This window comes from Microbacterium sp. cx-59, from assembly GCF_020805625.1.
Classification (GTDB): Bacteria; Actinomycetota; Actinomycetes; order Actinomycetales; family Microbacteriaceae; genus Microbacterium.
On record NZ_JAJHGO010000008.1, the window covers coordinates 214,160 to 238,013 of the forward strand.

Genomic DNA, 23,854 nt, shown 5'->3' on the forward strand with positions numbered 1-23,854 from the left:
AGCCGTGCCCCCGACATCGGGACGGCCCGATGGGCGGCGCTCCGCACGGGCGCCGCCCATCGTGATCACGCGTCGACCGAGGCTTCCGGATCGACGACGGCGTTCGGTGTGGTGATGATCGGCATCGAGGAGGTGAGACTCGGCACGGAGGCAGACAGCAGCGTGCCGTCCTCGCGACGGACGTCCGCGAACATGCGGAGAGTCGGTCGTCCGGCCCGCACGGGCCCCTGCGTCGCGAGCGGCACGACGATCTCATCGCCGCCATCGACCGTGTACGGCACGCCCCGCACCGAGAACGACACCGGTTCGCCGCCGGTGTCGGCGCGGACGATCATCTCGTCGCGGCGGAGCGTGATGTTCAGGCGGGTGTCGTGCCAGGCCAGCGGATACGACAGTTCCGGCCACGACTCGGGCAGGCGCGGGTCGAAGGTCAGCTCGCCGAAGTGGTCGCGCATGCCGCCGAACCCGCTGACGAGCGACGTCCAGACACCTCCGGCCGAGGCTACGTGCACGCCGTCGGCGGCGTTGTGGTGCAGGTCCGCGAGGTCGACGTAGATCGAGTCGAGGAAGTACTCCAACGCCAGATCCTGATACCCGACCTCGGCCGCGAGAATCGACTGCACGACGCCCGACAGGGTCGAATCTCCCGTGGTCAGCGGGTCGTAGTACTGGAAGTCGGCGAGCTTCTCCTCGTCGCTGAAGTGGTTTCCCTGCAGGAACAGCGCGAGCACCACGTCGGCCTGCTTGAGCACCTGGTAGCGGTAGATGACGAGGGGGTGGAAGTGCAGGAGCAGCGGACGCTGCGCGGCGGGGGTGTGCTCCAGGTCCCAGACCTCGCGCTCGAGGAACACCGCATCCTGGGGATGGATGCCGAGCGCCGGGCTGAACGGGATGTGCATCGCGTCGGCGGCGCGCTCCCAGACGTCCGGCTCGTCGGGGTCGAGCCCCAACCGATCGACCATGTGGCGGTACGCCTCGGGCGCGTCGAACTCCATCTCGCGCACCGTTCGCGCGGCGAAGCGCAGGTTGAACCGGGCCATGACGTTCGTGAACAGGTTGTCGTTGACGACCGTCGTGTACTCGTCGGGGCCCGTGACGCCGTGGATGTGGAACGAGTCCTCGCCATCCATCTCATCGCGCCAGAATCCGAGGGTCGTCCACAGCCGCGCCGTCTCGACCGCGATGTCCACGGCCTCGCGGTAGAGGAACTCGACGTCGCCCGTGGCGCGCACGTACTTCGCCAGCGCGAAGCTCACGTCGGCGTTGATGTGGTACTGCGCGGTGCCGGCCGCGTAGTACGCAGACGCCTCCTCGCCGTTGATCGTCCGCCACGGGAACAGTGCCCCGACCTCGTTGAGCTGGAAGGCGCGCTTGCGTGCCGCGGGCAGCATGTGCACCCGCATCCGGAGCGCGTTGCGGGCCCACTGCGGCGTCGTGTACGCGAGAAACGGGAGCACGTAGATCTCGGTGTCCCAGAAGTAGTGGCCGCTGTACCCCGAGCCCGACAGGCCCTTCGCCGGAACGCCCTGGCCGTCGGCGCGGGCCGTGGCCTGCGCGAGCTGGAACAGGCACCAGCGCGTCGCCTGCTGCAGGTCGTCGTGGCCGGCGATCCGCACGTCCGAGCGCTCCCAGAACCCGTCGAGCCAGAAGCGCTGCTTCTCGAACTGCACCGAGACACCCTCGCTGCGGGCGCGGTCGAGCGTGCGACGGCAGCGATCGACCAGTTCCTCCGCGGGCACGCCGCGCGAGGTGTGGTAGCTGACCAGCTTCGTGATGCGGATCGGGACACCGGCCTTGGCCTGCACCCGGAACACGTTCTTCGCGATGTCGGGCTGCACGAGAGTGCGCGCGGTGTACTCGTTGTCGGTGACAATGAGGTGATCGGCGGCGACGGCGAGCGTCATGCCGGATTCGGTCACCTCGTAGCTGAGCACCGACCGCTCGCCGTCCTGCCAGTGCTCGCGCGGCTGCAGCACGCGCTCGTTGAGCTTCTCGGTCTTGCGCGGGTCGAACCCGGCCTTCGTCGCCCCGCGGGGGCGACCGCCGTAGACGTCCTCGCCGTCCTGCCGGTTGATGAGCTGGCAGCTCACCGTGACGGGAGCGTCGGCGTTCTCGACCGTGACCTCGAGGTTCATGATCGCGAGGTGCTTCTCCTCGAACGACACCATCCGCTCGTAGTTGATCCGCACCTCTTTGCCCGACGGGGTGCGCCACAGCAGATCGCGGCGCAGCACTCCGTCGCGCATGTCGAGCGTGCGCTCGTACTGCAGGAGGTCGGCGACATCGAACGAGAGGGGCTCGTCATCGACGTAGACGCGCATGACCTTCGCGTCGGGTGCGTTGATGATGGTCTGGCCGACCTCCGCGAAGCCGTAGGCCTGCTCCGCGTGACGGATCGGGAACGTCTCATGGAACCCGTTGATGAAGGTGCCCTGCTCGTGCGCGAACCGGCCCTCCGGGTGATTACCGCGCAGACCCAGGTAGCCGTTCGCCACCGTGAAGAGGGTCTCGGTGACGCCCGTGTTGTCGACGTCGAACGATCGTTCGATGAGTCGCCAAGGGTCGACCGGGAAACGGTCTCGATCCATCATGGGGGCGCCTTCCGCAGGGATGTCGGGCGGGGAGTTCGGGGCGACGCTCGCGCGACGGTTCAGTCTACGAACGCGGACAGGTCGTCGACGACAACGTCGGCACCGGCGGCACGGAGCGCGTCCGCGCCGACGCCGCGATCCACGCCCACGACGAGCGAGAAACCGCCCGCGGATGCGGAACGCGCACCGCTCGTGGCGTCTTCGACCGCGGCACTCCGGGCCGGGTCGACGCCCAGCATCCGCGCGCCTTCGACGAACACGTCCGGGGCGGGCTTGGAGGCGAGGCCGTCGCGTTCGGCGATGACCCCGTCCATGACGACGTCGAATCGGTCGCGGATGCCGGCGGCGGTCAGCACTTCCTCGGCGTTCTTCGAACTCGACACCACCGCCACGGGCACGCCCTTCGCGATGAGGGCGTCGAGGAGCGCGAGCGAGCCGGGGTAGGGGGCGATCCCCTCCGCGCGAAGCACGCGAGCGAAGACCTCGTTCTTGCGGTTGCCGATGCCGCAGATCGTGTCGAGGGCGGGCGAGTCGGACGGGTCGCCCCACGGCACCTCGACATCGCGCGAGCGCAGCAGGCTCGCCACGCCGTCGTAGCGCTTCTTGCCGTCGAGGTACTCGAAGTAGTCGCTCTCAGAGTAGGGCGGGGTGATCTCCCACGCCGCGAACAGCTCTTCGAACATCGTCTGCCACGCGTGCATGTGCACCTCCGCCGTCGGCGTCAGCACGCCGTCGAGATCGAAGAGCACGCCGTCGAAGCGGGCGAGATCGGGCAGGTCTGTCACGACGTCTCCAAAGGATCGGGTGCCAGAAAGCGTACTGGCCGCAGGTTACGCGGCGGTATCGGGCCGCCACGCGATGGCGAGGCCCCCAGACGCGCCGTTATCGACAGTGTCGCCTCAGAGGGATTCGACCACGGCGAGCGTCTGCCGCGCGATCTCGAGCTCTTCGTTCGTCGGAACGACGAGCACCGTCACGGCAGAGTCGTCGGTGGAGATGACCCGGATGCCGCGGGCGCGGGTCTCGTTGCGTTCCGCGTCGATCTGCACGCCGAGGAAGCCGAGGGTCGCGAGCGCACCCGCGCGCACCAGCGGCGAGTTCTCGCCGACGCCCGCCGTGAAGGAGATGACATCGACACCGCCGAGCTGGGCGATGTAGGCGCCCGCATACGCGCGCAGCCGGTGCAGGTACACGTCGAACGCGGCGACCGCCTCCGGCTCGCCCGCCTCGACGCGATCCTCGACGTCGCGCATGTCGGCGGCGCCCGTGAGCCCGAGGATGCCGCTCTTCTTGTTGAGCAGTTCGTCGAGCTCATTGATGGAGAGCCCCCCGCGGCGGGCGAGATGGAAGATCACGGCCGGGTCGAGATCGCCCGATCGCGTTCCCATCACGAGTCCCTCGAGAGGGGTGAGCCCCATCGAGGTCTCGACCGAACGGCCGCCGTCGACGGCGGTGACGGATGCCCCGTTGCCGAGGTGGAAGATCAGCTGCTTCAGCTCGCCGAGCGGACGCTCGAGGAACGCGGCCGCGGCCTCGCTCACGAACTTGTGCGAGGTGCCGTGGAAGCCGTAGCGGCGGATGCGGTGCGCCTCGGCGAGTTCCTTGTCGATCGCGTACGTGTACGCCGCGGGCGAGAGGGACTGGTGGAATGCCGTGTCGAACACGGCGACGTGCGGCAGATCGCCGAACGCGTCCTTCGCGGCTCGGATCCCTTGGAGGGCGCCCGGGTTGTGGAGCGGAGCGAGGACGGCGAGCTCGTCGATGTTGATCTCGACGAGCGGGGTGACGAGCGTCGGCTCGAAGAATCGGGCGCCGCCGTGCACGACCCGGTGTCCCACCGCGATGGGAGCGTTCTCCTGCAGCGAGGGACCGTACTCCGCGAAAGCGGACAGCATCTCGCGGAACCCTGCGGTGTGATCCGGGATGGGCAGCTCACGCGTGTACTCGGCGTTCGTCGCCGTGCTCTCGGGGGCCGTGAGCGCGACCTTGTGGATCACGCGGCCGTTCTCCTCGCCGATCCGCTCGACGAGCCCGCTCGCGAGCACGCGCTCGGTGTCGAGCTCCAGGAGCTGGTACTTGAACGAGGACGACCCGCTGTTGACGACCAGTACGACACTCACAAGAGAACTCCTTCGATGTCGGCGACGACGTCACCCTGAGCTTGGATCGCGGTGATCGTGATCGTGTTGACGATGTCGCCCACGAGAGCACCCCGCGAAAGGTCGTTGATGGGTTTGTTGAGGCCCTGCAGCACCGGGCCGATGGCGACCGCGCCGGCAGAGCGCTGCACAGCCTTATACGTATTGTTGCCGGTGTTCAGATCGGGGAAAACGAACACCGTCGCGCGCCCGGCGACCGCGGAACCCGGCATCTTCTTCGAGGCGACCGCTGCATCCGTCGCCGCGTCGTACTGGATGGGCCCTTCGACCGGCAGCTCGGGAGCGCGCTCGCGCACGAGGCGGGTCGCTTCGCGCACCTTCTCGACGTCGGCGCCCGATCCGGACTCGCCCGTCGAGTACGACAGCATCGCGACCCTCGGGTCGATGCCGAAGCGACCGGCGGTCGCCGCCGACGAGATCGCGATGTCGGCGAGCTGAGCCGACGTCGGGTCGGGGATCACGGCGCAGTCGCCGTAGACGAGCACCCGGTCGGCGAGCGCCATCAGGAACACGCTCGAGACGACGGAGACGCCGGGCTGCGTCTTGATGATTTCGAACGCGGGACGGATGGTGTGCGCCGTCGTGTTCGCAGCGCCCGAGACCATGCCGTCGGCGAGGCCCAGGTGCACCATCAGCGTGCCGAAGTAGGAAGGGTCGCTGATCGTGTCGGCGGCGCGCTCGAGCGTCATGCCCTTGTGGGCGCGCAGACGCGTGTATTCCTCGGCGAACCGGGCACCGAGCACCGCGTCGAAGGGGCTGATGACCTCGGCACCCGAGAGGTCCAGGCCGAGCTCGAGCGCGCGGCCGCGCACCTCGATCTCCTCGCCCAGGATGACGAGGTCAGCGATGCCCCGGGCGAGCACGGTGGCCGCCGCGCGGAGGATCCGGTCGTCGTCGCCCTCGGGCAGCACGATGCGGCGGCGGTCGGAGCGCGCGCGCTCGACCAGGCCGTACTCGAACATCAGCGGCGTCACGACGGAGGGGCGCGCGAGCCCGAGGCGGCGGGTGAGCTCTGCGGCGTCCACGTGCTTCTCGAACAGCGTCAGCGCCGTGTCGTACCCGCGCGGCGAATCGGCCGCGAGCCGGCCGCGGGTGTTCATGATGCGGACGGCCGTGTCGTAGGTCGAGCGATCGGTGGTGATGATCGGCAGGTTCGAGCCGAGTCCGTCGATCAGCCGGTCGATGTCCTCGGGCAGCGGGAACGGCCCGTTCAGCACGACACCGGCAAGCGAGGGGAAGGTGCCCGACGAGTGGGCGAGCAGAGTCGCGAGCAGCACTTCGGTGCGGTCGGCCGGGATGATCACGACCGCGCTCTCATCCAGGCGCGGCAGGACGTTCACTATCGACATGCCGGCCACGACCACCCCGAGCACCTCGCGGGTGAGTAGCTCGGGATCGCCCTTCAGCAGGACCCCCTCGACCGAGAGCATGACGCTGCGGACCGACGGCGCCACGAGAAATCGGTCTTCCGGGAGCGCCCACACGGGCACATCGGTCGCGCCGCTGTGCGCGAGAGCGTCGCGGATGGCGGAGATGGCCCCCTCTGCGGAGTCCGGGTCCACACGGTTCGCGACGATCGCGAGGAGTTCGGCGCGCGCCGCGCGGAGTTCCGCGAGCGCGAGGGTCGCGATCTGGCCCATCTCTGCGGGCGTCCGCGGCTCGCTGGCCCCGAGTTGTTCGCTCTGGCCCTGCTGCGCGCGCCCACCGAGCACCAGCACAACCGGTGCGCCGAGGTTCGCGGCGACGCGAGCGTTGTAGCCGAGCTCGGCCGGGCTGCCGACATCCGTGTAGTCGCTGCCGAGGATCACCACGGCGTCGCACTTCGCCTCGACGGTCTTGAACCGTTCGACGATGCGGGCGAGCGCCGCATCCGGATCGGCGTGCATGTCGTCGTACGTGACGCCGATGCATTCGTCGTACGTGAGGTCGACACCGTCGTGGCCGAGAAGCATCTCGAGCACGTAGTCGGGCTCGTCGGTCGACCGCGCCACGGGGCGGAACACCCCGACCCGTGGGGTCGCTCGACTCATCTCCTCGAGAACGCCGAGAGCGATAGTGGATTTACCCGAATGACCTTCGGCGGACGTGATGAGGATGCTGTGCGCCACGGTTCCACCCTAGGTCGCCGTTGCTATGACCGACCAGGGAGCGCGGACGTGAATAACTGCCGCGCCCCCGGCACGGTCCGACCCGCGGCTCAGGTCTGGCGACGGATGACGCGCAGCAGCCAGGCGATGATCGCGATGATCACGATCACCAGGCCCACCCAGAGCAGGAACTTCACCGCTTCCACGAAGACTCCGAGGAGCAGGAGGACGATGCCGATGACGAGAAGGATGAGAGCGAGTGCAGGCATGTGACCATCGTCGCGAGCGACCGACACCGCCGTCGAGCGCTTGACACCGGACCGATTCGCTGGCACCCGGACCGCGGGGACGAGCGCTGCGCACCGCCCGGGAAAAGAAAAGACTCTCCGCGAACCCGGCAGAGCCCGGTTACCCTTGCTACGTTTCCGTCCTGGGGGATTTGGCCTGGATGCCGCCTCGCGGAGAGCTGATCCCAGTCTAAGCCCCGCCGCGGTTCTCGGCGAATCCTCGGGCCAGGCCCCCGTGGCCGGGGCTTACGATCGGAGGGTTCGCCGACCTGGAAGGCCTGGCATGACCGACACCCGCACGGTTCCGGACCCGCACGCTGACGTGACGGCCTCCGCGGAGTCCTTCGCTCGCATCACGAGAGCCATCGGCCGAAGCGTCGCAACCGTGATCGACGGCAAGCCCGCCGCGGTGCGCGCCGCTCTCGTCGCTCTTCTTGCGGAGGGGCATCTGCTGATCGAGGACGTACCGGGGGTCGGCAAGACGATGCTGGCCCGTGCGCTCGCGGCGACGATCGACGGCACCGTCCGCCGCATCCAGTTCACCCCCGATCTGCTGCCGGGAGACGTGACCGGCATCTCGGTGTTCGATCCGGTCGAGCGGGAGTTCGAGTTCAAAGCGGGCGCGGTGTTCGCGCACGTCGTGATCGCCGACGAGATCAATCGTTCCTCGCCGAAGACGCAGTCGGCGCTGCTCGAAGCGATGGAAGAGCGCCAGGTCACGGTCGATGGCCGCACGCACCACCTGCCCGACCCGTTCCTCGTCGTCGCGACGCAGAACCCGCTCGACATGGAGGGCACGTACGCCCTCCCCGAAGCGCAGCGGGACCGGTTCATGATGCGCATCTCCATGGGGTATCCGGATGCGGCCGCCGAGGTGCTGATGCTGCGCCAGCGCGAGCAGACCAACCCTCTCGAGGCCATCACCCCCGTCGTCACCGCCCGCGGGGTGCAGGATCTCATCGCCTGGGCGCGCCGCATCCACGTGTCGCCCGCGGTCGAGGAATACGCGGTCGCTCTCGCACACGCCACCCGTGTGCACCCCGACCTGCGATTGGGCGCGAGCCCGCGCGCGACGCTGCAGCTCGTGCGCGCCGCGAAGGTGTGGGCCGCGCTCGACGGCCGCGCGTTCGTCATCCCCGACGACGTCGCCGCGCTGATCGGCCCGGTGTTCGCGCACCGCCTGATCCCGCACCGGTCGAGCGGCGCCCGCGGCGACTCCCGGGGCGTACCCGCGGTGCTCGATCAGATCGTCGGCTCGGTGCGGGTCCCGCTCGCCGCGCGGACCTGACCCCGATGTGGCGCAGCTGGCCCCTGACCCTGCGCGGGACGAGTGCGCTCGTACTGGCGCTCGCGTGCGGGTTACTCGCCCCGCAGCTCGGGCTCGTCGAACTCGTCTGGCTGGGCGTCCTGCTGGTCGCCCTCATCGCCGGGTCGCTCGTCGCCGTCCTCGCATCACGGAGCCGGGCCGATGTCGCCCGCACGTTCGACCCTGCATCGCCCGTCGTCGGCACGGAGGTCCGCGTGAGGGTGCAGGTGGCGCTGCGCGGCGGGGCGCCGTCGCTCGGCGGACGTTGGCGCGATGAGCTTCCGAGCGGCGTCGACGGCCCCGCGACCGGCGCCTTCCCCGCGTTGGCGTCGGGCCTCAGCCGCGGCGACCGCTCGGCCGCGTTCGACTACACGGCCGTCGTGCAGCGCCGCGGGATCCACTGGCTCGGGCCGCTGTGGCTGTCGACGGCAGACCCGTTCGGCATCGCCCGCCGCACCGTGTCTCTCGGCGAGCCGACCCGCCTGGTCGTGACGCCGGCCGTCATCGATCTGCCCACCCTGCCCGGGTTGGTGGGGCGCGCCGGCGGCGCCGTGGCCTCGCCCGTGAACCGTCTCGGCCAGGGAGCCGACGATGTCGTCGCGCGGCCGTACGCCCCGGGCGACTCGATGCGCCGCATCCACTGGCGCGCCTCCGCACACCGCGACCAACTGATGGTGCGGCAGGAGGAGCAGGAGACCTCCCCCGAAGCGACCATCGTGCTGGACCGGGCGTCGTCGCGGTGGTCGCCGGTGGCGATGGAGCATCCGGGCGCCGATCCGACCTTCGAGCGTGCCGTGACGCTCTGCGCCTCTGCCCTCGTGAGGCTCGTGCACGACGGCTACGCGGTCGATGTGATCGAACCGGACGGAATGCCGCTCTGCCGGCGCGTCGAGTCCGCGGACTCGATCGCCCTCGACGACGCCCTGCTCGCACTCGCCACGGTGACGGCGCGCACCGACGACCGCCTGCCCGCCATCGTCGACCTGTTCGCGGGCGCGACGACCGGGCCGCTCGTGCTCGTGACCGGAAGACTCACCGCGGCGGATGCGGTACCGCTCGCCGCCGTCGCGCACCACAGCTCGTTCCCGCTACTGCTCGCCACCGCCCCTGAATCCGGCGCTTTCACGGCCGCGCACGGGTGGGCGGCCGCCGAGCTCGGCGAGGATCTCGCGCAGTCGTGGCGGGGCGCGGGCAGGGGCGGTCATGTCCCGGCCTGAGCGGGCGCGCCGAGGCGGCACCGTCACCCTCGCTCTGGGCGTCCTCGTGGCTCTCTTCGCGACCACCCTTCCGGTGCTTCGCGTCGTCTCCCCGGGAGCCTGGACGGTGGGGGCCTTCGCGCTCGCGGCCGCGATCCTTGCGATCGGTGCGCTGCTGCGCCGCATCCGCACCCCGGCGATCGGGGTGACGATCGTGCAGCTCGCGATCTGGGTCGTCGCCCTGACCGCCGGGTTCTTCCGGGCCGGCGCGTGGTTCTTCGTCGTGCCGTCGCCGAACACGATCCGTGCGGTCGGCGATGCGATCGCGGCCACCGGGCAGGAGATCTCGGTGGGGGTCGCCCCGCTCGCCCCCTCGCCGTCCATGGAGTTCTTCATGGTGGCGGCCGTGAGCCTTCTGGCCATCGTCCTCGATCACGTGGTCATCACGACGCGGATGCCGCTGCTCGCCGCCGTCGCCCTCGTCTCGGTCGCGCTCGTGCCCGCGATCGCCGTGCCCGCTCCCATGGACGTCGGCACCTTCGCCCTGCTCGGGCTCAGCATCCTGTTCCTCCTCCGCACCGAGACGCGCACCCGCGTGCCCGCGGCGACGCGCGCACCTCGGTCGCCGGGCGCCTCGGTCACCGCGGCCGTGATCGGGGTGGCGGCGGTCATGGTCGCCGTCGTGGTCACCCCGCTCCTGCCCGCGCCGGCGGACCGCTCCGGCGTGTGGGGCTCGGGAGGGGCGTCGGGAATCGACCCGACCCTCAGCCTCGGCGAGGACCTCCGGCGGCCGAATCCCGTCGAGGTGCTGCGCGTGCGCACCTCTGACGCCGTTGCTCCGTACCTCCGCGCCGTGACCCTTTCGACGTTCGCCGGCGACGTGTGGGAGCCCGATGACCCCGCGTCCGAGCCCCTCGCCGGGGGCGACGGCTTCGGTCCGCTCGTCGCCGCGTCCGACATCCTCCGCGACGAGGACGAGGTCCGCGTCGAGGTCTCGCAGTTGAACACGCCTTACCTGCCAGTGCCGTTCCCGGCGACCTCGATCGAGGGCCTCACCGGCGAGTGGGGTGTCGTGGCGGAGAACCGCACCGTCATCGGACTCGGTACGGATTCCTCCGGGCAGGACTACACCGTCTCGACCGAGGTGCCGCGCCCCACGCTGCCGCAGATCCGCGCAGCGGCCTCGCGCGGGTCGGACGTCCCGGCCGCGTACTCCGACATCCCGACCGAGACGCCCGCGCTCGTCACGGACCTTGCCCGGCAGGTGACGGAGGGGACCTCGACGGACTACGACGCGGTCGCCGCGCTGCAGACCTGGTTCCGTTCGTCGGAGTTCTCGTACTCGCTCGATGCTCCCGTCGAAGACGGTTTCGACGGGGAGGGCGTTGAAGCGCTCGAGCAGTTCCTGATCACGCGTGAGGGGTACTGCGTGCACTACGCATCGGCCTTCGCGGTGATGGCGCGTTCCCTCGGGATGCCGACCCGCATCGTGATCGGGTACCTGCCGGGGCGGGCGACATCCGACACGGTCGACGACGAGACGGTCTACTCGGTCACGAGCGACCTGCTGCATGCCTGGCCGGAGGTGTACTTCGAGGGAATCGGGTGGGTCGCATTCGAGCCGACGAACAGCCTGGGAGCGCCACCGGTGTTCGCGAGCGGCGGCACCTCGTCGACCGATCCACTCAACACGCCCGCCCCGACGTCCGCGCCGTCGCCCACCGCATCCGCCGCGCCGACGACCCGACCCGACACCCCCGACACCCCCGCCGCGGGCGCCTCGGGCACCGGGTTCTCGCTCGGAGCACTCTGGCCGGGCACGGGCATCGTCGTTCTGGCGATCGTTCTCCTCCTTCTGCCGGCGCTCGCGCGCGCGCTGCGTCGCACCCGTCAGCGTGTCGCCGCGCGCGCAGGCGACGCGGTGGCCGCGTGGAGCGCCGTGCAGAGCGCGGCCATCGACCTCGGGATCCCCGTGCCGCCGAGCGAATCGCCGCGCGCGTTCGGCGCACGCCTGGTCGGCAGTCATGGAGCGGATGCGGATGCGGTCCACCTGCTCGTCGCTGCGGTGGAGCAGGCGAGCTACGCGCCCGCGGATGCGGTGCCCGCCAGCGGCGCCGACCTCCCACGTGGGGATGGCGCCGATGACCTGACCGCCGGCGGGCCCGACCGCTCACCCACGGGTGGCGACAGGCTCCCGCCTGCCGGCCCACCCTCGCGCCGCGGCGGGCTCCCTCCTGCCGGCCCACCCTCGCGCCGCGGCGGGCCGCTCGCCGCGGCCCTCGCCGCGGTCACGGCCGGTCTGCGCGCGCACGCGTCGCCGCTCCGGCGCGGCCTCGCGGTGATCGCGCCGCGTTCGCTCGTGGTCCGTCCCGGCAGCGCGTCCGCCGGTGGCGCGTCGCCGACGCCCACCCGCTAGGAAGCCGCCCGCGCGGCCTCGCCCCCTCGCTCACGTGTCGCGATCTGCCGCTCGCGGTGCCCGATTGCAACACGTGAGCGCAGATCCCCGCCGTTCACGTGTCGCGATCCGTCGCTGGGGGCGGCCGATTGCGACACGTGAGCGCCAGGGCCTCGCAGCGCGCGTGGCGAGGGCGCCCGGGGCCCGGGCGCGGCGGGACCCGGGCGCGGCGGGGGCGAGCGGCGGCCCCGGGAGCCGCCGCGAGGAGCGAGGGCGGGGCGGACGAGCGGGGGCGGGGCAGACGAGCGGGGGCGGGGCAGACGAGCGGGGGCGGGGCAGACGAAAAGCCCCGGCCGGAACGGCCGAGGCTTTCGTGGGTGGCGGCCACACTGAGGGAAGCTTGGAACGATTCGGCATGGACGAAGGTGGCGGGGCTGCTGCTTAGGTGATTGATTTCCCGCGGTAGAACACCATGAGAAGCAGGACGAGTGCGGCACCAGAGAGTAGACCGTCGGCGATTCCCGCAGGCAGCATGAAGATCATCAGAACCATCGTCACCACACAGTTGATAACCGACAGCGCGTAACCCCACATCTTGTTACGCAGGACGCCGATTGCGCCGGTGATCCGGAGAGCACCGAAGATGCCGCTCATGATCATCATGAGGAAGAGGTGTTCTTGGAAGAAGGGGACGATGAAGCTGAAGTGAGTTCCGGCGTCTTGCTGCGAGACCCCCAGAGCAGCTAGTACCAAGAATCCGATGAAGACGCCGCCCTCCATGAAGATTCCCTGGATGAGCAGGAGCGCGCTCGCAGACCGAAGCCGCCAGTCCAACTTGGTCTTCGTCGCGCCAGGGCGTGTGTTTGTGGAGGTCGTTGCGTCAGCGGTCGTCATGATGCGCATGACTATGAAGCATGGGGCGAACTGCGTCAAGTTGGAGCATCTGACACACAGCCCACTCTAAGCGTGCACTATGCGTAGACCATGGTCAGAAAACACGCAAAATGCTATAACCAAGTAAAGCTCAGAGCGCAAACCTCAAGGAATCACATCACTCGAGCTCAACAACTAAATATGGGAGACCACATGGCGAACAAGCAGGCACGGGATAACGGTAAACAAAAAACCTGGGACGAAATGACACCCCAAGAGAAGAAGGTGGGCGTCATCACGCTCGTAGTCTTGGCCGTCGTGGTCGTAATAGTAATTGCGGCCATTAACGGTGGTAGCAAAACGAATGTCCCAGGAGACACGGCATCGTCAACCGCCGAAACCACCCGGACTGCGGACACGCCAGTCCAAGAAGCTCCAAAAGGTATCGCTGGAGGCAACTACAAGGTTGGTACCGACATGCCTGCAGGCGAGTACGTCGTCGTAGGAAACGGCTACCTCCAGATCTCCTCCGACTCCACAGGAAGCTTCGAGAGCATCGTTGAGAATGACAACTACACGAACCGCACGATCATCACGGTCAGTAGCGGACAGTACGTTCAGTTCTCAGGCCGTGCGTACACATGGGATGAAGCGCCGAAGGTAGACACATCGGGCGCTACGCTCCCCGCAGGCAAGTACAAGGTAGGTGTTGATCTGCCCGCCGGCGAGTACAAAATCACGCCGACCGGGAGCAGCGGATATCTCCAGGTTGCCTCGAGTGCCAGCGACAGCACTGACTCGATCATCTCGAACGACAACTTCACTAGCGAGAAGTACATCACCGTCGCCAACGACCAGTACTTCAAGTTCACCGGTGCGACACTCAAGTTAAAGTAGCCGCTATCAGTTTCGATAAGGAGCCACCATGTGTGGCTCCTTTTGCTTGCTCACACGCTCGGATCACCCGTCCAGTCGGTGCTCCAGTCGCTGCACTGAGCACCCCCTGGTTCGTCCCGTCTTTTCGGCAGATGTCACCCCTGTTGGGATGGGACTCCACCCGAATTCGGGTGTCCTTCTCATGCTCACGGCGGGCAGCGGTCTCCCGTTTCGCCTCTGTTTGCCTGCACCAGTCGCCCCCAGCGATGCAAAAACTACAACATGCGAAAACAGGGACAGAAACGGCGGTTTCACCCCCGAGGACACCCGTCCGGTCGCTCCGGTGGGTCTCCCGTGAGAGAGCGATCGGTGCATTGACCGTTTTTCTCATCAGAGGTACTGTCCGAGGGCCAACAGAGAGGGCGCACCCGAAATAGCCCCTCGAAACCCGGCAGAAAGGGGGCTCTCTCATGAACAACGAACTGGTCGCAGATGCCCTGCGCATCGAAGATATGTCTGGTGTCGACACGGAGGAGGCAGGCGCACCTCACGCGGTCACGTACCTGCGCGTCTCCACGTCCCGACAAGCCCACAAGAACGGCGAAGCGGAGGGGTACTCGATCCCTGCGCAGCGTGATGCCTGTGCTCGAAGAGTTGGGGAGCTCGGAGCGGAAGTGATCCGTGAGTTCACCGACGCCGGAGCCTCAGCTCGCTCCGCAGACCGTCCAGGGCTGCAGGAGATGCTGCGCTTCATCGGAGAGAACAATGTCAGCTATGTCGTTGTGCACAAGCTCGACCGCCTGGCCCGTGACCGCGCCGATGACGTCGCGATCCTGCTTGCGATCAAGAGCGCCGGAGCGGTGCTCATCTCCGTCACGGAGAACATCGACGACACCCCGGCCGGAAAGTTCCAGCACGCCGTCATGGCCGGCATGGCCGAGTACTACTCGTCCAACCTCTCTCACGAAGCGAAGAAGGGGATCGCGCAGAAAGCCAAGAGCGGCGGTACCCACGGCGTCGCCCCGCTCGGCTACCTCAACACGGTCGCCCGGATCGACGGACGCGAGGTGAAAGGCGTCATGGTCGATACCGACCGGGCCGAGCACATCCGCTGGGGATTCCGCCTCTACGCCGAAGGGCAGACCAGCATCTCGCAGCTCAAAGACCTCCTCGAAGAACGAGGGCTCCGCAGCCGCAAGACGCTCAAATACGTCGGGAGTCCGCTCAGCAACGCGCAGGTGCACCGCATGCTTGGCAACCCGTACTACATCGGGAAGATCGTGCACCGCGGTGTCATCCACGACGGCGCGCACGAGCCGATTGTCGACGACGACACCTGGTACGAAGTGCAGAGGGTTCGCTCTGGACGCCGTATCGCCGGAGATCGCAGCTGGAAACACAATCACTTCCTCAAGGGGTCGCTGACATGTCACCGCTGCGGCGGACGCATGGGCTTCGGGTACTCGCGCGGCGAAGGTGGGCAGTATGCGTATTTCTTCTGCCTCGGCCGACACACCGGGCGTACCACCTGCGACCTTCCATACCTTCCGGCCGAGGAGGTAGAGAAAGAGGTCCGCCGCGAATGGCGACGGAAGGTGCATTTCAGTAGCGAGCAAATCGAGGAGGTGAGCGCAGATGTCCAAATCCAGCTCGAGCTACATCAAGCCAATGACCTCACGCTCGTCGAGACGCAGAATCGTCGGTTGGTCGTGCTCGAGCGCAAGAAGCAACGCCTACTCGACGCCTACCTTGACGGCGTTATCGAAGAAGATGACTTGAAGAACCGACAGGGCGGGTTGCTGTCCGAGATAGATGATGCAAAGCGTCTGATTCGCCAAAGCGAGTTCAGCGTCGAGGTCGCGCAGCAACGCGTTGCGCTCCTACTCCGCCTCATGAGCAAAGCGGTGACGCTCTACGACGAGGTGTCCGACGAGCACAAGGGGTGGTTAAACCGGGCTGTTTTCACAAGCATTCGCGTTGACGTCATCGACGATGACCCGCAACCGTTTGAGCGCGGCGAGATAGCTGCTGATGGGCTATTCAGCGAACCGGTGGCCGCAATGGCGTTGGTCCTAGAGGATGCCCTGGCGGGCACGAACAGGCCACACGCGGGCGCACAGGGCCAGACGCAGGCCAAAACTGGCGGTCAACGCGACCCCAAAATACAAAACAGAACCCCCGGCGGGCTTTCGCCTGACGGGGGTTCCAACGTGTACAACTTGGCGGTGACGGAGGGATTCGAACCCTCGGTTGCTTGCACAACACACGCTTTCCAAGCGTGCCTCTTCGGCCACTTGAGTACGTCACCAGTGCGACCCATCCTACAGGGTGCTCCGGCGACCCGAATGCGCCGCCGCATCCGTCGCACGCGGCCGCTCGTCGGGCTTTCGTCAGCATCCGCTCGCCGGCCGTATGGGTTCCGTCAGCGCCGGCGACGACGTCGACACACCGGCGTAGGCCTGAGGACATGACCCTCACCTCGATCCTCCCGACGCTCCGCGATTCGATCCCCGCTCCCCTGGACGACAGCGTCTGGCCCGTGCACACCCGCGCGACCACCGACGATGTCGTGGTGGCGGGCGTGTCCGTTCGTCGCATCGCGGAGATCTGCGCGACCCCGTGCGTCTACACCGGCGCGGCCGTGCTCCCGCACAGCGGCGGCCACGCCTCGCCGACCGACTCGACGACCATCGTCATCGCGCGGGTGACGGGCGTGAGCGGTGCGGGCATCGTGCTCGACGCGACCTTCCACGGCCACGCACCGCTCTGGCGCGAGGCACGCCTTCTCGGCCGGGTGTCGCACGCGTACGAGCTGCGGATGCCGATCGCCGGGGCCGACAGCCCGTCACCCCTCGGGGTCGTGCGACTCCCCGACGATGTTCGCGCCGGGGACCTGATCGCGGTTCCCTGCCCGGGCTGCTTCAGCGTCGGCGACGTGCGCCCGGCGCGGAACCGGTGACCGCGATGCTCTTCTTCACGATCGCACGCTCACGCCGCTGCGCGCTGATGGCGGCCACCGCGGAGAGCTCACCGACGAACGAGGAGCGCGACCCAGCGCCCTTCCCGGCCGGCACGACGAGCGCGAATCCGGGCGAGTGACACGACGAGCGAGACCTGAAGACCGCTGACCCAGCCGACGGCGGCAGCGAGCACGAACCGAGCCGCCACCCAGCGCGAACCGAGCGGCGGCCCACCGTGAGCCGTGAGCCGACCGCTCAGCGATGCCAGTACGAACCGCCTCCGGCGCGCCCTCGCCCCGCAGGACGTACCGTAGAGAGAGGGGTACTCCCCCGGAGTCCGGGACCCGACCCGAGCTCCACCCGCGCCCGCCGCGAGAACAGGACACCCGTGAAAATCGTCGCCTCCGCCGACTGGCGAGATGCCATCCCGTTCGAGACCCCTCTGGTCGCCGACACCGTTGCACCCGGAGAGGCCACCCGCTGCGCGACGTGCGGGGTCCTGTCCGAGCCGCTCCCCCGCGACGAGCTCTGGGCCGTGAAGCATCGCCATCCGAACAACCACGCCGGATTCGTTCGGTTCTACTGCGCCGAGCACGTCCCCGAGATCAGCCAGCCGGAGCCCGCGCCGGTCGCCGCGACCAAGCGTGCGGGCGCCCCCCGCGCCCCGCGCAGTGCGAGCCCGCGCGCCGCGGCTGCGCGCCGCGTCGAGGCCGCACCGGAGCGCCCTCGCGCCGTCTGCCCCGACTGCTTCATGGAGGTCTCCGCGACCGGCCTGTGCGGCAACTGCGGCGCTCAGGTCACCTGAGGCTCACCAGCCCATCGACCCGGGAACGCCCTTGAAGGGGCCGACGATGTCGGACGTGATCCAGCCGCCGTAGAATCCGCCCGGCTGGGCCATCACGAGTTCGCCGTCGATCGTGCAGCTGTCCATCATCCCGGGATAGAGCGCGACGCGATCGGCGAGCTCGGCGAATCCGGGCGACGGATGCGGATAATTCCACGCCGCGCGCTGCCGCAGAGCGACCCCGCCGGCGACGTCGAGGTACCGAGCAGACCCCTTGAATTCGCAGAACGACGCTCCCACACCAACTCTCAGCGCTCCGTCCGCGAACGCGCTGACCGGAAGGTAGTACACCGGGGGATGACTCGTCTCGAGCACCCGTACGACGTCGGAGGTGTCGACGATCACCGCACCGCCGAGGCGGACGACGACGCGCCGGTCGACCGCTTCGAGGCGGGGCGGACGCGGATAGCTCCAGACGGATTCCTGGCCGGGCTGGACGGGATCTGGCTTCGGATGGCGCATACGCCGACCGTACGTCCGTTTCCCTCGCTCGGCACGGCGCCGGCGAAGGTTCCGGACCGCTCTAGCACTGACGGGCGATCCGGTGATACAGTAATGACGTCCCGCACGTAACGGACACACTGCTTCGAAGCTCGATCCTCGTTGTGGAGTCATCGATACGAACCATGCGCCACCTGTTCACATCGGTCGGCGCCCCAACTGTTTTAGCGCTTCTGGCGCGTCTTCCGACGTCACAACGTCTTCTCGAAAGCCTTTCTTCTTGCCGTTCAGTACCACCTCCCTCCTGATGACCTACTCGCTCGAGTGGCGCCAGGCGGACGACGATGTCTTCGTCGCCACTTCGCACGGCGAATACGCCGGTTTCGTCACCACGACCTCGCTCGGTTTCGTTGCGAGTGGCCCGCGTGGCGAAGACCTCGGTTCGCACTCCGGCGACGACGAAGCGCGCAGCGCCGTCGACGCCCACCACACTCGTGCCGCACACGTCCCCTCGGACATGCAGCACCTCGCCCGTCCGCACCGCACACGTCGGCGCGGCACCACCGGTCGCATTCGCGGCCCGAAAAGTAGAAGGAAAGACACGATGGCCACTGGCACCGTGAAATGGTTCAACTCCGAGAAGGGTTACGGCTTCATCGCCCCCGACGACGGCTCCGCCGACCTGTTCGCGCACTACAGCGCGATCACGGGCAACGGCTTCAAGGAGCTCCGCGAGGAGCAGAAGGTCGAATTCGACGCCGAGCGTGGCCCCAAGGGCATGCAGGCAGCGAACATCCGTCCGCTCTGAATTTTCCTCAGCCGGGGCGGGCAACCGCCCCGGCTGACGACTCCCTGAGAGATCGATCGTATTCCGTTTCACGGATGCGTATCCGCGTACGCTGAACCGCAAGCACGAGGCATCCGCCTCACACTTCACGGCTGTAGCGGTCGACGATCGACAAGGTGTCGTTATTTCCTCCACCACCCTCGAGCCGCGGCTCGGACCCGTTCGCCAGACCTATTCCGGAACAGCGGAATTCCCCCCGATTGCCCGCGCGTACACGGACGTCTCGCAGGTCGTTCGAGAGAGTGGTCTTCTCAACCGCGCACGTGGCTTCTACGCCATCGTCGGTGCCGTCATCGCCGTCGGTTTCGGCGGCGCGATCACCGGTTTCATCCTGCTCGGCGACAGCTGGTTCCAGCTCCTCATCGCCGCAGCCCTCGGCATCCTCTTCACCCAGGTCGCCTTCCTCGGCCACGAAGCCGCGCACCGCCAGATCCTGGCGTCCGGCCCCGCCAACGACCGCCTCGCCCGCATCCTCGCGACCGGCGTCGTCGGCATGAGCTACTCGTGGTGGACCACGAAGCACACGCGTCACCACGCGAACCCGAACCGGGTCGACAAAGATCCCGACATCGAGATCGACACGATCTCATTCCTCGAAGAGGATGCAGCGAAGGCCCGCGGCATCCAGCGCCTCATCACCCGCAAGCAGGGCTGGTTCTTCTTCCCCCTGCTGCTTCTCGAAGGCGCGAACCTCCACTTCATCTCGGTGCGCCACCTGTTCGGCCGCGAGCCGGTCAAGGGGCGATTCATCGAGATCGCCCTCCTGTTCACGCGGTTCGCCGTCGTGCTGACGCCGATCTTCTTCTTCCTGCCGCTCGGCATGGCGTTCGCCTTCCTCGGCGTTCAGCTCGCGGTGTTCGGCCTCTACATGGGCGCATCGTTCGCACCGAACCACAAGGGCATGCCGGTCATCGCTCGCGATGCCAAGCTCGACTTCTTCAGCAAGCAGGTGCGCACCTCCCGCAATATCCGCGGCGGATGGTGGGCGACCTGGTTGATGGGTGGCCTCAACTACCAGATCGAGCACCACCTCTTCCCGAACATGCCGCGCCCGCACCTCGCCCGCGCCCGCGCGATCGTGATCGAGCACTGCGCCACGCTCAACGTGCCGTACGCCGAGACGTCGCTGTGGCGCTCGTACGCGATCGTCATCGACTACCTGAACCGCGTGGGACTGGCTGCCCGCGACCCGTTCGACTGCCCGATGGCTGCGAGCTACCGCCGCGTCTGACACGGCGAAGGCCCCGGTGCGAGCGTCTGGCGACGCGGGTGCACCGGGGCCTTTTCCTTTGCCCGAAACCCGGCAGGAACGCCGGACTTCGGGCATCGTCGCCGCGTCAGTAGACGCGCAGCGCAACCGGATCGATGCGCGCGGTGAACCGCTGCACGTCGCCGACCTCTTCGCCGTCGATCTCGAACGAGTGGGGCTGAGGAAGCTCGACCTCGATACGGACGGCCTGCCCGTGACGGGCGGCCTCAGTGCTCGTCGCCGTCTTCTGCTTGTCGAAGAGCCGCATGATGCCGTTGTCCCACACCGCGGCACGAAGCGTGTCCATCCATTCGACGGCACCCTCCGCGCTCACGATCAGCACATCGAGGACGCCGTCGTCGAGCTCCGCATCCGGGAACAGGGTAAGACCGCCCTGCAGCGTGCCGCAGTTGCCGATCAGCACCGTGTGCGCCTGCACTTCGCGGGGTTCACGATCGTCGACGGTCACCTTCACCGACACCATCTCGGACGCCGTCAGGGCCTGCCCCATCGCGGCGACGTACGCGAGCCATCCGGCCTTCGCCTTCGCCTCGTCGTCGGTCGCGGCGAGCATCTGCGCGTCGAGCCCGAATCCGACCATGACGACGAATGCCTGGGGCTCGCCGCCGTCGAGTTCGATCCACCCCATGTCGAGCTTTTTCGGCTCGGACGTGAGGATGCGGCGCAGCGCCGTGCGCGGATTCCCGAGCGGCACGCCCAGGTTTCGGGCGAGAAGATTGCCGGTGCCCTGCGGCACGATGCCGAAGGCCGCATCCGACCCGCCGAGCGCCTCGGCAACCGCACGCACCGTTCCGTCACCGCCGGCCGCGATGACGACATCGCACCCCGCATCCAGCGCCGCGCGCGCCGGCCCCTGGCCGGGATCCTCGACGGTCGTCTCGAACCATTCCGCCGTGGCGCCGTCGGCCTCCGCGTCCCACGCCGCTTCGAGTTGCTCTCGCGAGATCTTGCTCGGGTTGAAGACGATGCCGGCGCGCAGAGGAGTCATGCGCTTACTCTCTCACCCGCGTGGCACCGGCGAACTCGGGCTTGCACCGCGGCACGCCGACCGGTATTTCGCGGCCTCGGCCAGCGACAATTCTCCCGCTCGCGATCGCGGCGGACTCATGCTCGCAATCCGACCCGGACAGGTCCATACTTAGAGGTATGACCACTGCACCGTACAACGCGATCTCGAGCTACTCACGCGTGAAGATCCTCCAGTCGCTGCAGGTTCGCGGGCAACGAACGATCGCCGATCTGTGCGCGGCGACGGACCTGCACCCGAACACGGTGCGCGAACACCTGCAGCGTCTCATCAACGGCGGGTACGTCATCACCGAGACCGAGCACCGCACCACGCGCGGGCGGCCGCGCACGCTCTACAGCGCCGCCACCGGAGCCCACCGTGTCAGTCCCATCGCTCAGCGCAAGGCGCGCGAGGCCGCCCAGCGCGGAGACCTCATGCGGCGTGTGATGCCGTGGACCGATGACGCGGATGCGGACCTTCCGACCAGCGCCGTGCACCAGATCGATGCCCTCGTGGAGGACCTCGTTGAAGCAGGCTTCGACCCGGCCGTGGACGAACGCACCCTGACGGTCGACATCAGCCCTTGCCCCCACGCGAGCGCCGAGCCCACCCACCGCGAGACCCTGTGCGCCGTGCACCTTGGACTCATGAACTCGGTCCTCGCCCAGGCGGACGGCCCGCTCCGCGTCGACGCGATGGCCGCATCCTGCGACCCGAAGCAGTGCATCGTGCGCCTGATGCTCGCCGAGCGCGCCGCCACATCCACCCGCCTGCCCGTCGCCGTCTGACCCACCGCGCTCCGGATCCCCCGCAGGCTCAGGTCCGGATGCGGTCAGCCCGCGCGTAGACGTTCATCGACGGCGGTCGGAGAAAGCCGACGAGCGTGAGACCGGACGCATCCGCGAGCTCGACCGCGAGCGAGGACGGCGCAGAGACGGCGGTGAGGATCGGGATCCCCGCCATGACCGCCTTCTGCACGAGCTCGAAGCTCGTGCGCCCCGACACCTGGAGCACGGCGCCCCGGAGCGGCAAGCGGTCGTGGAGAGCCGCCCAGCCGATGACCTTGTCGACCGCGTTGTGGCGACCGACGTCTTCCCGAACCACGAGAAGCTCGCCCGTCGCCGCATCGAACAGCGCGGCGGCGTGGAGGCCGCCGGTCTTCGCGAACACCGCCTGCTCCGCGCGGAGTCGGTCGGGGAAGGTCGCGACCAGGGCCGCATCCACGGTGGAATCATCGCCGGCGACGTCGTAGCGCGACACCGTCTCGATCGCCTCGATCGATGCCTTCCCGCAGACACCGCACGAGCTGGTCGTGAAGAAGTTCCGCGTCGCTTCCGGGGCGGGAGGTGCGACGCCCGGGGCGAGTGTCACATCGAGCACGTTGTACGTGTTCTCGACGCCGCCCGTTCCCGGCCCGCCGCAGTGGATCGCGTTCGAGAACTCGTCACCGCGACCGATGATCGCCTCCGAGACGAGAAAGCCCGCGGCGAGCTCGACGTCGTGTCCGGGGGTGCGCATCGTCACAGCGAGCGGGCGACCGCCGACCCGGATCTCGAGGGGCTCTTCGGCCGCGAGCACGTCGGCTCGCTTGTGCGGTTCTTGCCCGAGGGTGATCCGAACCACGGGCCGCCGGGTCGTGATGCGCCCCACGTCAGCCGCCGATGGCGTTCATGCCGCGCGCGGGCTGCAGGAACGACGGGTCGTCGATCGCGTGGCCGGCGAGCTTGCCGTGCACGCAGGAGCGCAGCATCCGGTCGACGTCCGCATCCGTACCGTCCGCGCGAAGGATCGGCACGAGGTCGTACTCCGTCTCGGAGAAGAGGCAGTTGCGCAGCTGGCCGTCGGCGGTGAGGCGCAGTCGGTCGCAGTCACCGCAGAACGGCGCCGTCACCGAGGCGATCACACCGACGGTGTGGGGGCCCCCGTCGATCGTCCACCGTTCGGCGGGTGCGCCGCCGCGACCGGGCACGGGCGTGAGGGTCCAGCGCGCGGCGAGCGCGGCGACGATCTCTTCCCGCGTGACCATCGCGGAACGATCCCAGGTGTGTCCGGCGTCGAGGGGCATCTGTTCGATGAAACGCATCTGCGCCCCGTGCTCCATCGCGAAGGCCACGAGATCGGCGAGTTCGTCGTCGTTCACGCCGCGCATCGCGACGGCGTTCAGCTTGAGCGGGCGGAGACCGGATGCGGACGCCGCCGCGATCGCTTCGAGCACGTCGTCGAGGCGGTCCCGGCGGGTGAGCGCTGCGAACTTCTCCCGGTCGAGGGTGTCGATCGAGATGTTCACCCGCTTCAGACCCGCGTCGATGAGCGCGGGCAGGACGTCGGGAAGACGGATGCCGTTGGTGGTCATCGCGATCTGCACCGGGCCGTCGGGGGATTCGATGGCGGCGAGCTCGCGGACGACATCGACGATGTCGCGGCGCAGGAGCGGCTCCCCGCCGGTCAGGCGGAACGTCGTGATCCCGGCGGCGGCGGCGACGCGGGCGACCCGGACGATCTCATCCAGCGTCAAAATGCTCTGACGCGCCAGCCATTCGTTGCCCTGCTCGGGCATGCAATAGGTGCAGCGCAGCGAGCAGCGGTCGGTCAAGGAGATGCGCAGGTCGCGGTGGACTCGGCCGAACGTGTCGGCGAGCGGACCGCCTTCGCCGGGAGCGGTCATCGTGCCCCGGGCGTCGAGCGCCGCGCTCGGACGACGGCGCGCGATCGC

Annotated in this window: 20 protein-coding genes, 1 tRNA gene, 1 other RNA gene and 1 pseudogene; 11 read left to right on the top strand and 12 right to left on the bottom strand. The window is 68.4% G+C overall.

Going from position 1 to position 23,854, the window contains the following annotated elements; all coding sequences use genetic code 11:
- Positions 1–65: 65 nt before the first annotated feature.
- The 6 genes from LMI96_RS11760 to ffs all read right to left on the bottom strand — a co-directional run bounded on the left by LMI96_RS11760 (position 66) and on the right by ffs (position 7,308).
- On the bottom strand, positions 66–2,591 hold the full coding sequence (locus LMI96_RS11760) for a glycoside hydrolase family 65 protein (protein ID WP_223722813.1): 2,526 nt from the start codon (positions 2,589–2,591) through the stop codon (positions 66–68).
- A 59-nt stretch (positions 2,592–2,650) separates the two neighbouring features.
- Positions 2,651–3,376, bottom strand: a complete 726-nt coding sequence (locus LMI96_RS11765) for an HAD family phosphatase (RefSeq protein ID WP_223722812.1) — start codon at positions 3,374–3,376, stop codon at positions 2,651–2,653.
- A 114-nt stretch (positions 3,377–3,490) separates the two neighbouring features.
- Positions 3,491–4,711, bottom strand: a complete 1,221-nt coding sequence (locus LMI96_RS11770) for an acetate/propionate family kinase (protein WP_228361603.1) — start codon at positions 4,709–4,711, stop codon at positions 3,491–3,493.
- Positions 4,708–6,858, bottom strand: coding sequence for a phosphate acetyltransferase (gene pta, locus LMI96_RS11775; protein ID WP_228361604.1), 2,151 nt, complete (start codon positions 6,856–6,858; stop codon positions 4,708–4,710). Before pta ends, LMI96_RS11770 begins: the two co-directional genes overlap by 4 nt.
- A gap of 89 nt (positions 6,859–6,947) precedes the next feature.
- The gene (locus tag LMI96_RS11780) at positions 6,948–7,106 is read right to left on the bottom strand and encodes a hypothetical protein (RefSeq protein ID WP_228361605.1); all 159 of its coding nucleotides are present in this window, start codon (positions 7,104–7,106) and stop codon (positions 6,948–6,950) included.
- Between the two features lie 105 nt (positions 7,107–7,211).
- Positions 7,212–7,308, bottom strand: an RNA gene (gene ffs, locus LMI96_RS11785) — signal recognition particle sRNA small type.
- Positions 7,309–7,407: 99 nt separating this feature from the next.
- Here ffs and LMI96_RS11790 point away from each other — a divergent pair.
- From LMI96_RS11790 to LMI96_RS11800, 3 genes are read left to right on the top strand one after another with little or no spacing between them, the layout of a single operon-like run.
- On the top strand, positions 7,408–8,412 hold the full coding sequence (locus LMI96_RS11790) for a MoxR family ATPase (protein ID WP_223722808.1): 1,005 nt from the start codon (positions 7,408–7,410) through the stop codon (positions 8,410–8,412).
- A 5-nt stretch (positions 8,413–8,417) separates the two neighbouring features.
- The gene (locus LMI96_RS11795) at positions 8,418–9,647 is read left to right on the top strand and encodes a DUF58 domain-containing protein (protein ID WP_228361606.1); all 1,230 of its coding nucleotides are present in this window, start codon (positions 8,418–8,420) and stop codon (positions 9,645–9,647) included.
- Complete coding sequence (locus LMI96_RS11800; RefSeq protein ID WP_228361607.1) at positions 9,634–12,042, top strand: DUF3488 and DUF4129 domain-containing transglutaminase family protein; 2,409 nt, start codon at positions 9,634–9,636, stop codon at positions 12,040–12,042. Before LMI96_RS11795 ends, LMI96_RS11800 begins: the two co-directional genes overlap by 14 nt.
- Before the next feature lie 420 nt (positions 12,043–12,462).
- On the opposite strand, the gene LMI96_RS11805 is transcribed toward LMI96_RS11800, so the two are convergent.
- Entirely contained in the window at positions 12,463–12,915 is a 453-nt protein-coding gene (locus tag LMI96_RS11805) for a hypothetical protein (protein ID WP_228361608.1), read from the bottom strand.
- 192 nt (positions 12,916–13,107) lie between these two features.
- Here LMI96_RS11805 and LMI96_RS11810 point away from each other — a divergent pair, with 192 nt between their 5' ends.
- Positions 13,108–13,791 carry a DUF2271 domain-containing protein gene (locus tag LMI96_RS11810; protein WP_228361609.1) on the top strand — a complete coding sequence of 228 codons (684 nt, stop codon included), beginning with the start codon at positions 13,108–13,110 and terminating at the stop codon, positions 13,789–13,791.
- Between the two features lie 491 nt (positions 13,792–14,282).
- Positions 14,283–15,293 (top strand): annotated as a pseudogene (locus LMI96_RS16430) (recombinase family protein); the annotation flags it as partial.
- A gap of 697 nt (positions 15,294–15,990) precedes the next feature.
- Here the strand turns inward: LMI96_RS16430 and LMI96_RS11820 are convergent.
- Positions 15,991–16,078 (bottom strand) — tRNA-Ser (locus LMI96_RS11820).
- Between the two features lie 159 nt (positions 16,079–16,237).
- On the opposite strand from LMI96_RS11820, the gene LMI96_RS11825 reads away from it, so the two are divergent.
- The 3 genes from LMI96_RS11825 to LMI96_RS11835 all read left to right on the top strand — a co-directional run bounded on the left by LMI96_RS11825 (position 16,238) and on the right by LMI96_RS11835 (position 17,535).
- The gene (locus tag LMI96_RS11825) at positions 16,238–16,729 is read left to right on the top strand and encodes a hypothetical protein (RefSeq protein ID WP_228361611.1); all 492 of its coding nucleotides are present in this window, start codon (positions 16,238–16,240) and stop codon (positions 16,727–16,729) included.
- On the top strand, positions 16,726–16,869 hold the full coding sequence (locus LMI96_RS11830; RefSeq protein WP_228361612.1) for a hypothetical protein: 144 nt from the start codon (positions 16,726–16,728) through the stop codon (positions 16,867–16,869). The genes LMI96_RS11825 and LMI96_RS11830 overlap by 4 nt, the downstream gene beginning before the upstream one ends.
- A gap of 249 nt (positions 16,870–17,118) precedes the next feature.
- Positions 17,119–17,535, top strand: a complete 417-nt coding sequence (locus LMI96_RS11835; RefSeq protein ID WP_228361613.1) for a glucose-6-phosphate dehydrogenase — start codon at positions 17,119–17,121, stop codon at positions 17,533–17,535.
- Positions 17,536–17,538: 3 nt separating this feature from the next.
- Here LMI96_RS11835 and LMI96_RS11840 read toward each other — a convergent pair whose 3' ends face one another.
- A complete protein-coding gene (locus tag LMI96_RS11840; RefSeq protein ID WP_228361614.1) occupies positions 17,539–18,036 on the bottom strand; it encodes a DUF427 domain-containing protein in 498 nt (165 codons plus the stop codon).
- Between the two features lie 583 nt (positions 18,037–18,619).
- On the opposite strand from LMI96_RS11840, the gene LMI96_RS11845 reads away from it, so the two are divergent.
- The gene (locus LMI96_RS11845) at positions 18,620–18,823 is read left to right on the top strand and encodes a cold-shock protein (protein ID WP_047547396.1); all 204 of its coding nucleotides are present in this window, start codon (positions 18,620–18,622) and stop codon (positions 18,821–18,823) included.
- A gap of 163 nt (positions 18,824–18,986) precedes the next feature.
- A complete protein-coding gene (locus LMI96_RS11850) occupies positions 18,987–20,093 on the top strand; it encodes an acyl-CoA desaturase (protein WP_228361673.1) in 1,107 nt (368 codons plus the stop codon).
- A gap of 106 nt (positions 20,094–20,199) precedes the next feature.
- Here the strand turns inward: LMI96_RS11850 and LMI96_RS11855 are convergent, their stop codons facing one another.
- Complete coding sequence (locus LMI96_RS11855) at positions 20,200–21,120, bottom strand: diacylglycerol kinase family protein (protein WP_228361615.1); 921 nt, start codon at positions 21,118–21,120, stop codon at positions 20,200–20,202.
- A 158-nt stretch (positions 21,121–21,278) separates the two neighbouring features.
- Here LMI96_RS11855 and LMI96_RS11860 point away from each other — a divergent pair, with 158 nt between their 5' ends.
- A complete protein-coding gene (locus LMI96_RS11860) occupies positions 21,279–21,929 on the top strand; it encodes a metalloregulator ArsR/SmtB family transcription factor (RefSeq protein WP_223722801.1) in 651 nt (216 codons plus the stop codon).
- A 28-nt stretch (positions 21,930–21,957) separates the two neighbouring features.
- Here LMI96_RS11860 and fdhD read toward each other — a convergent pair whose 3' ends face one another.
- Both fdhD and moaA read right to left on the bottom strand, forming a co-directional pair.
- Positions 21,958–22,791, bottom strand: coding sequence for a formate dehydrogenase accessory sulfurtransferase FdhD (gene fdhD / locus LMI96_RS11865; RefSeq protein WP_228361616.1), 834 nt, complete (start codon positions 22,789–22,791; stop codon positions 21,958–21,960).
- Position 22,792: 1 nt separating this feature from the next.
- Entirely contained in the window at positions 22,793–23,806 is a 1,014-nt protein-coding gene (gene moaA, locus LMI96_RS11870) for a GTP 3',8-cyclase MoaA (RefSeq protein WP_267059793.1), read from the bottom strand.
- Between the last annotated feature and the right edge of the window lie 48 nt (positions 23,807–23,854).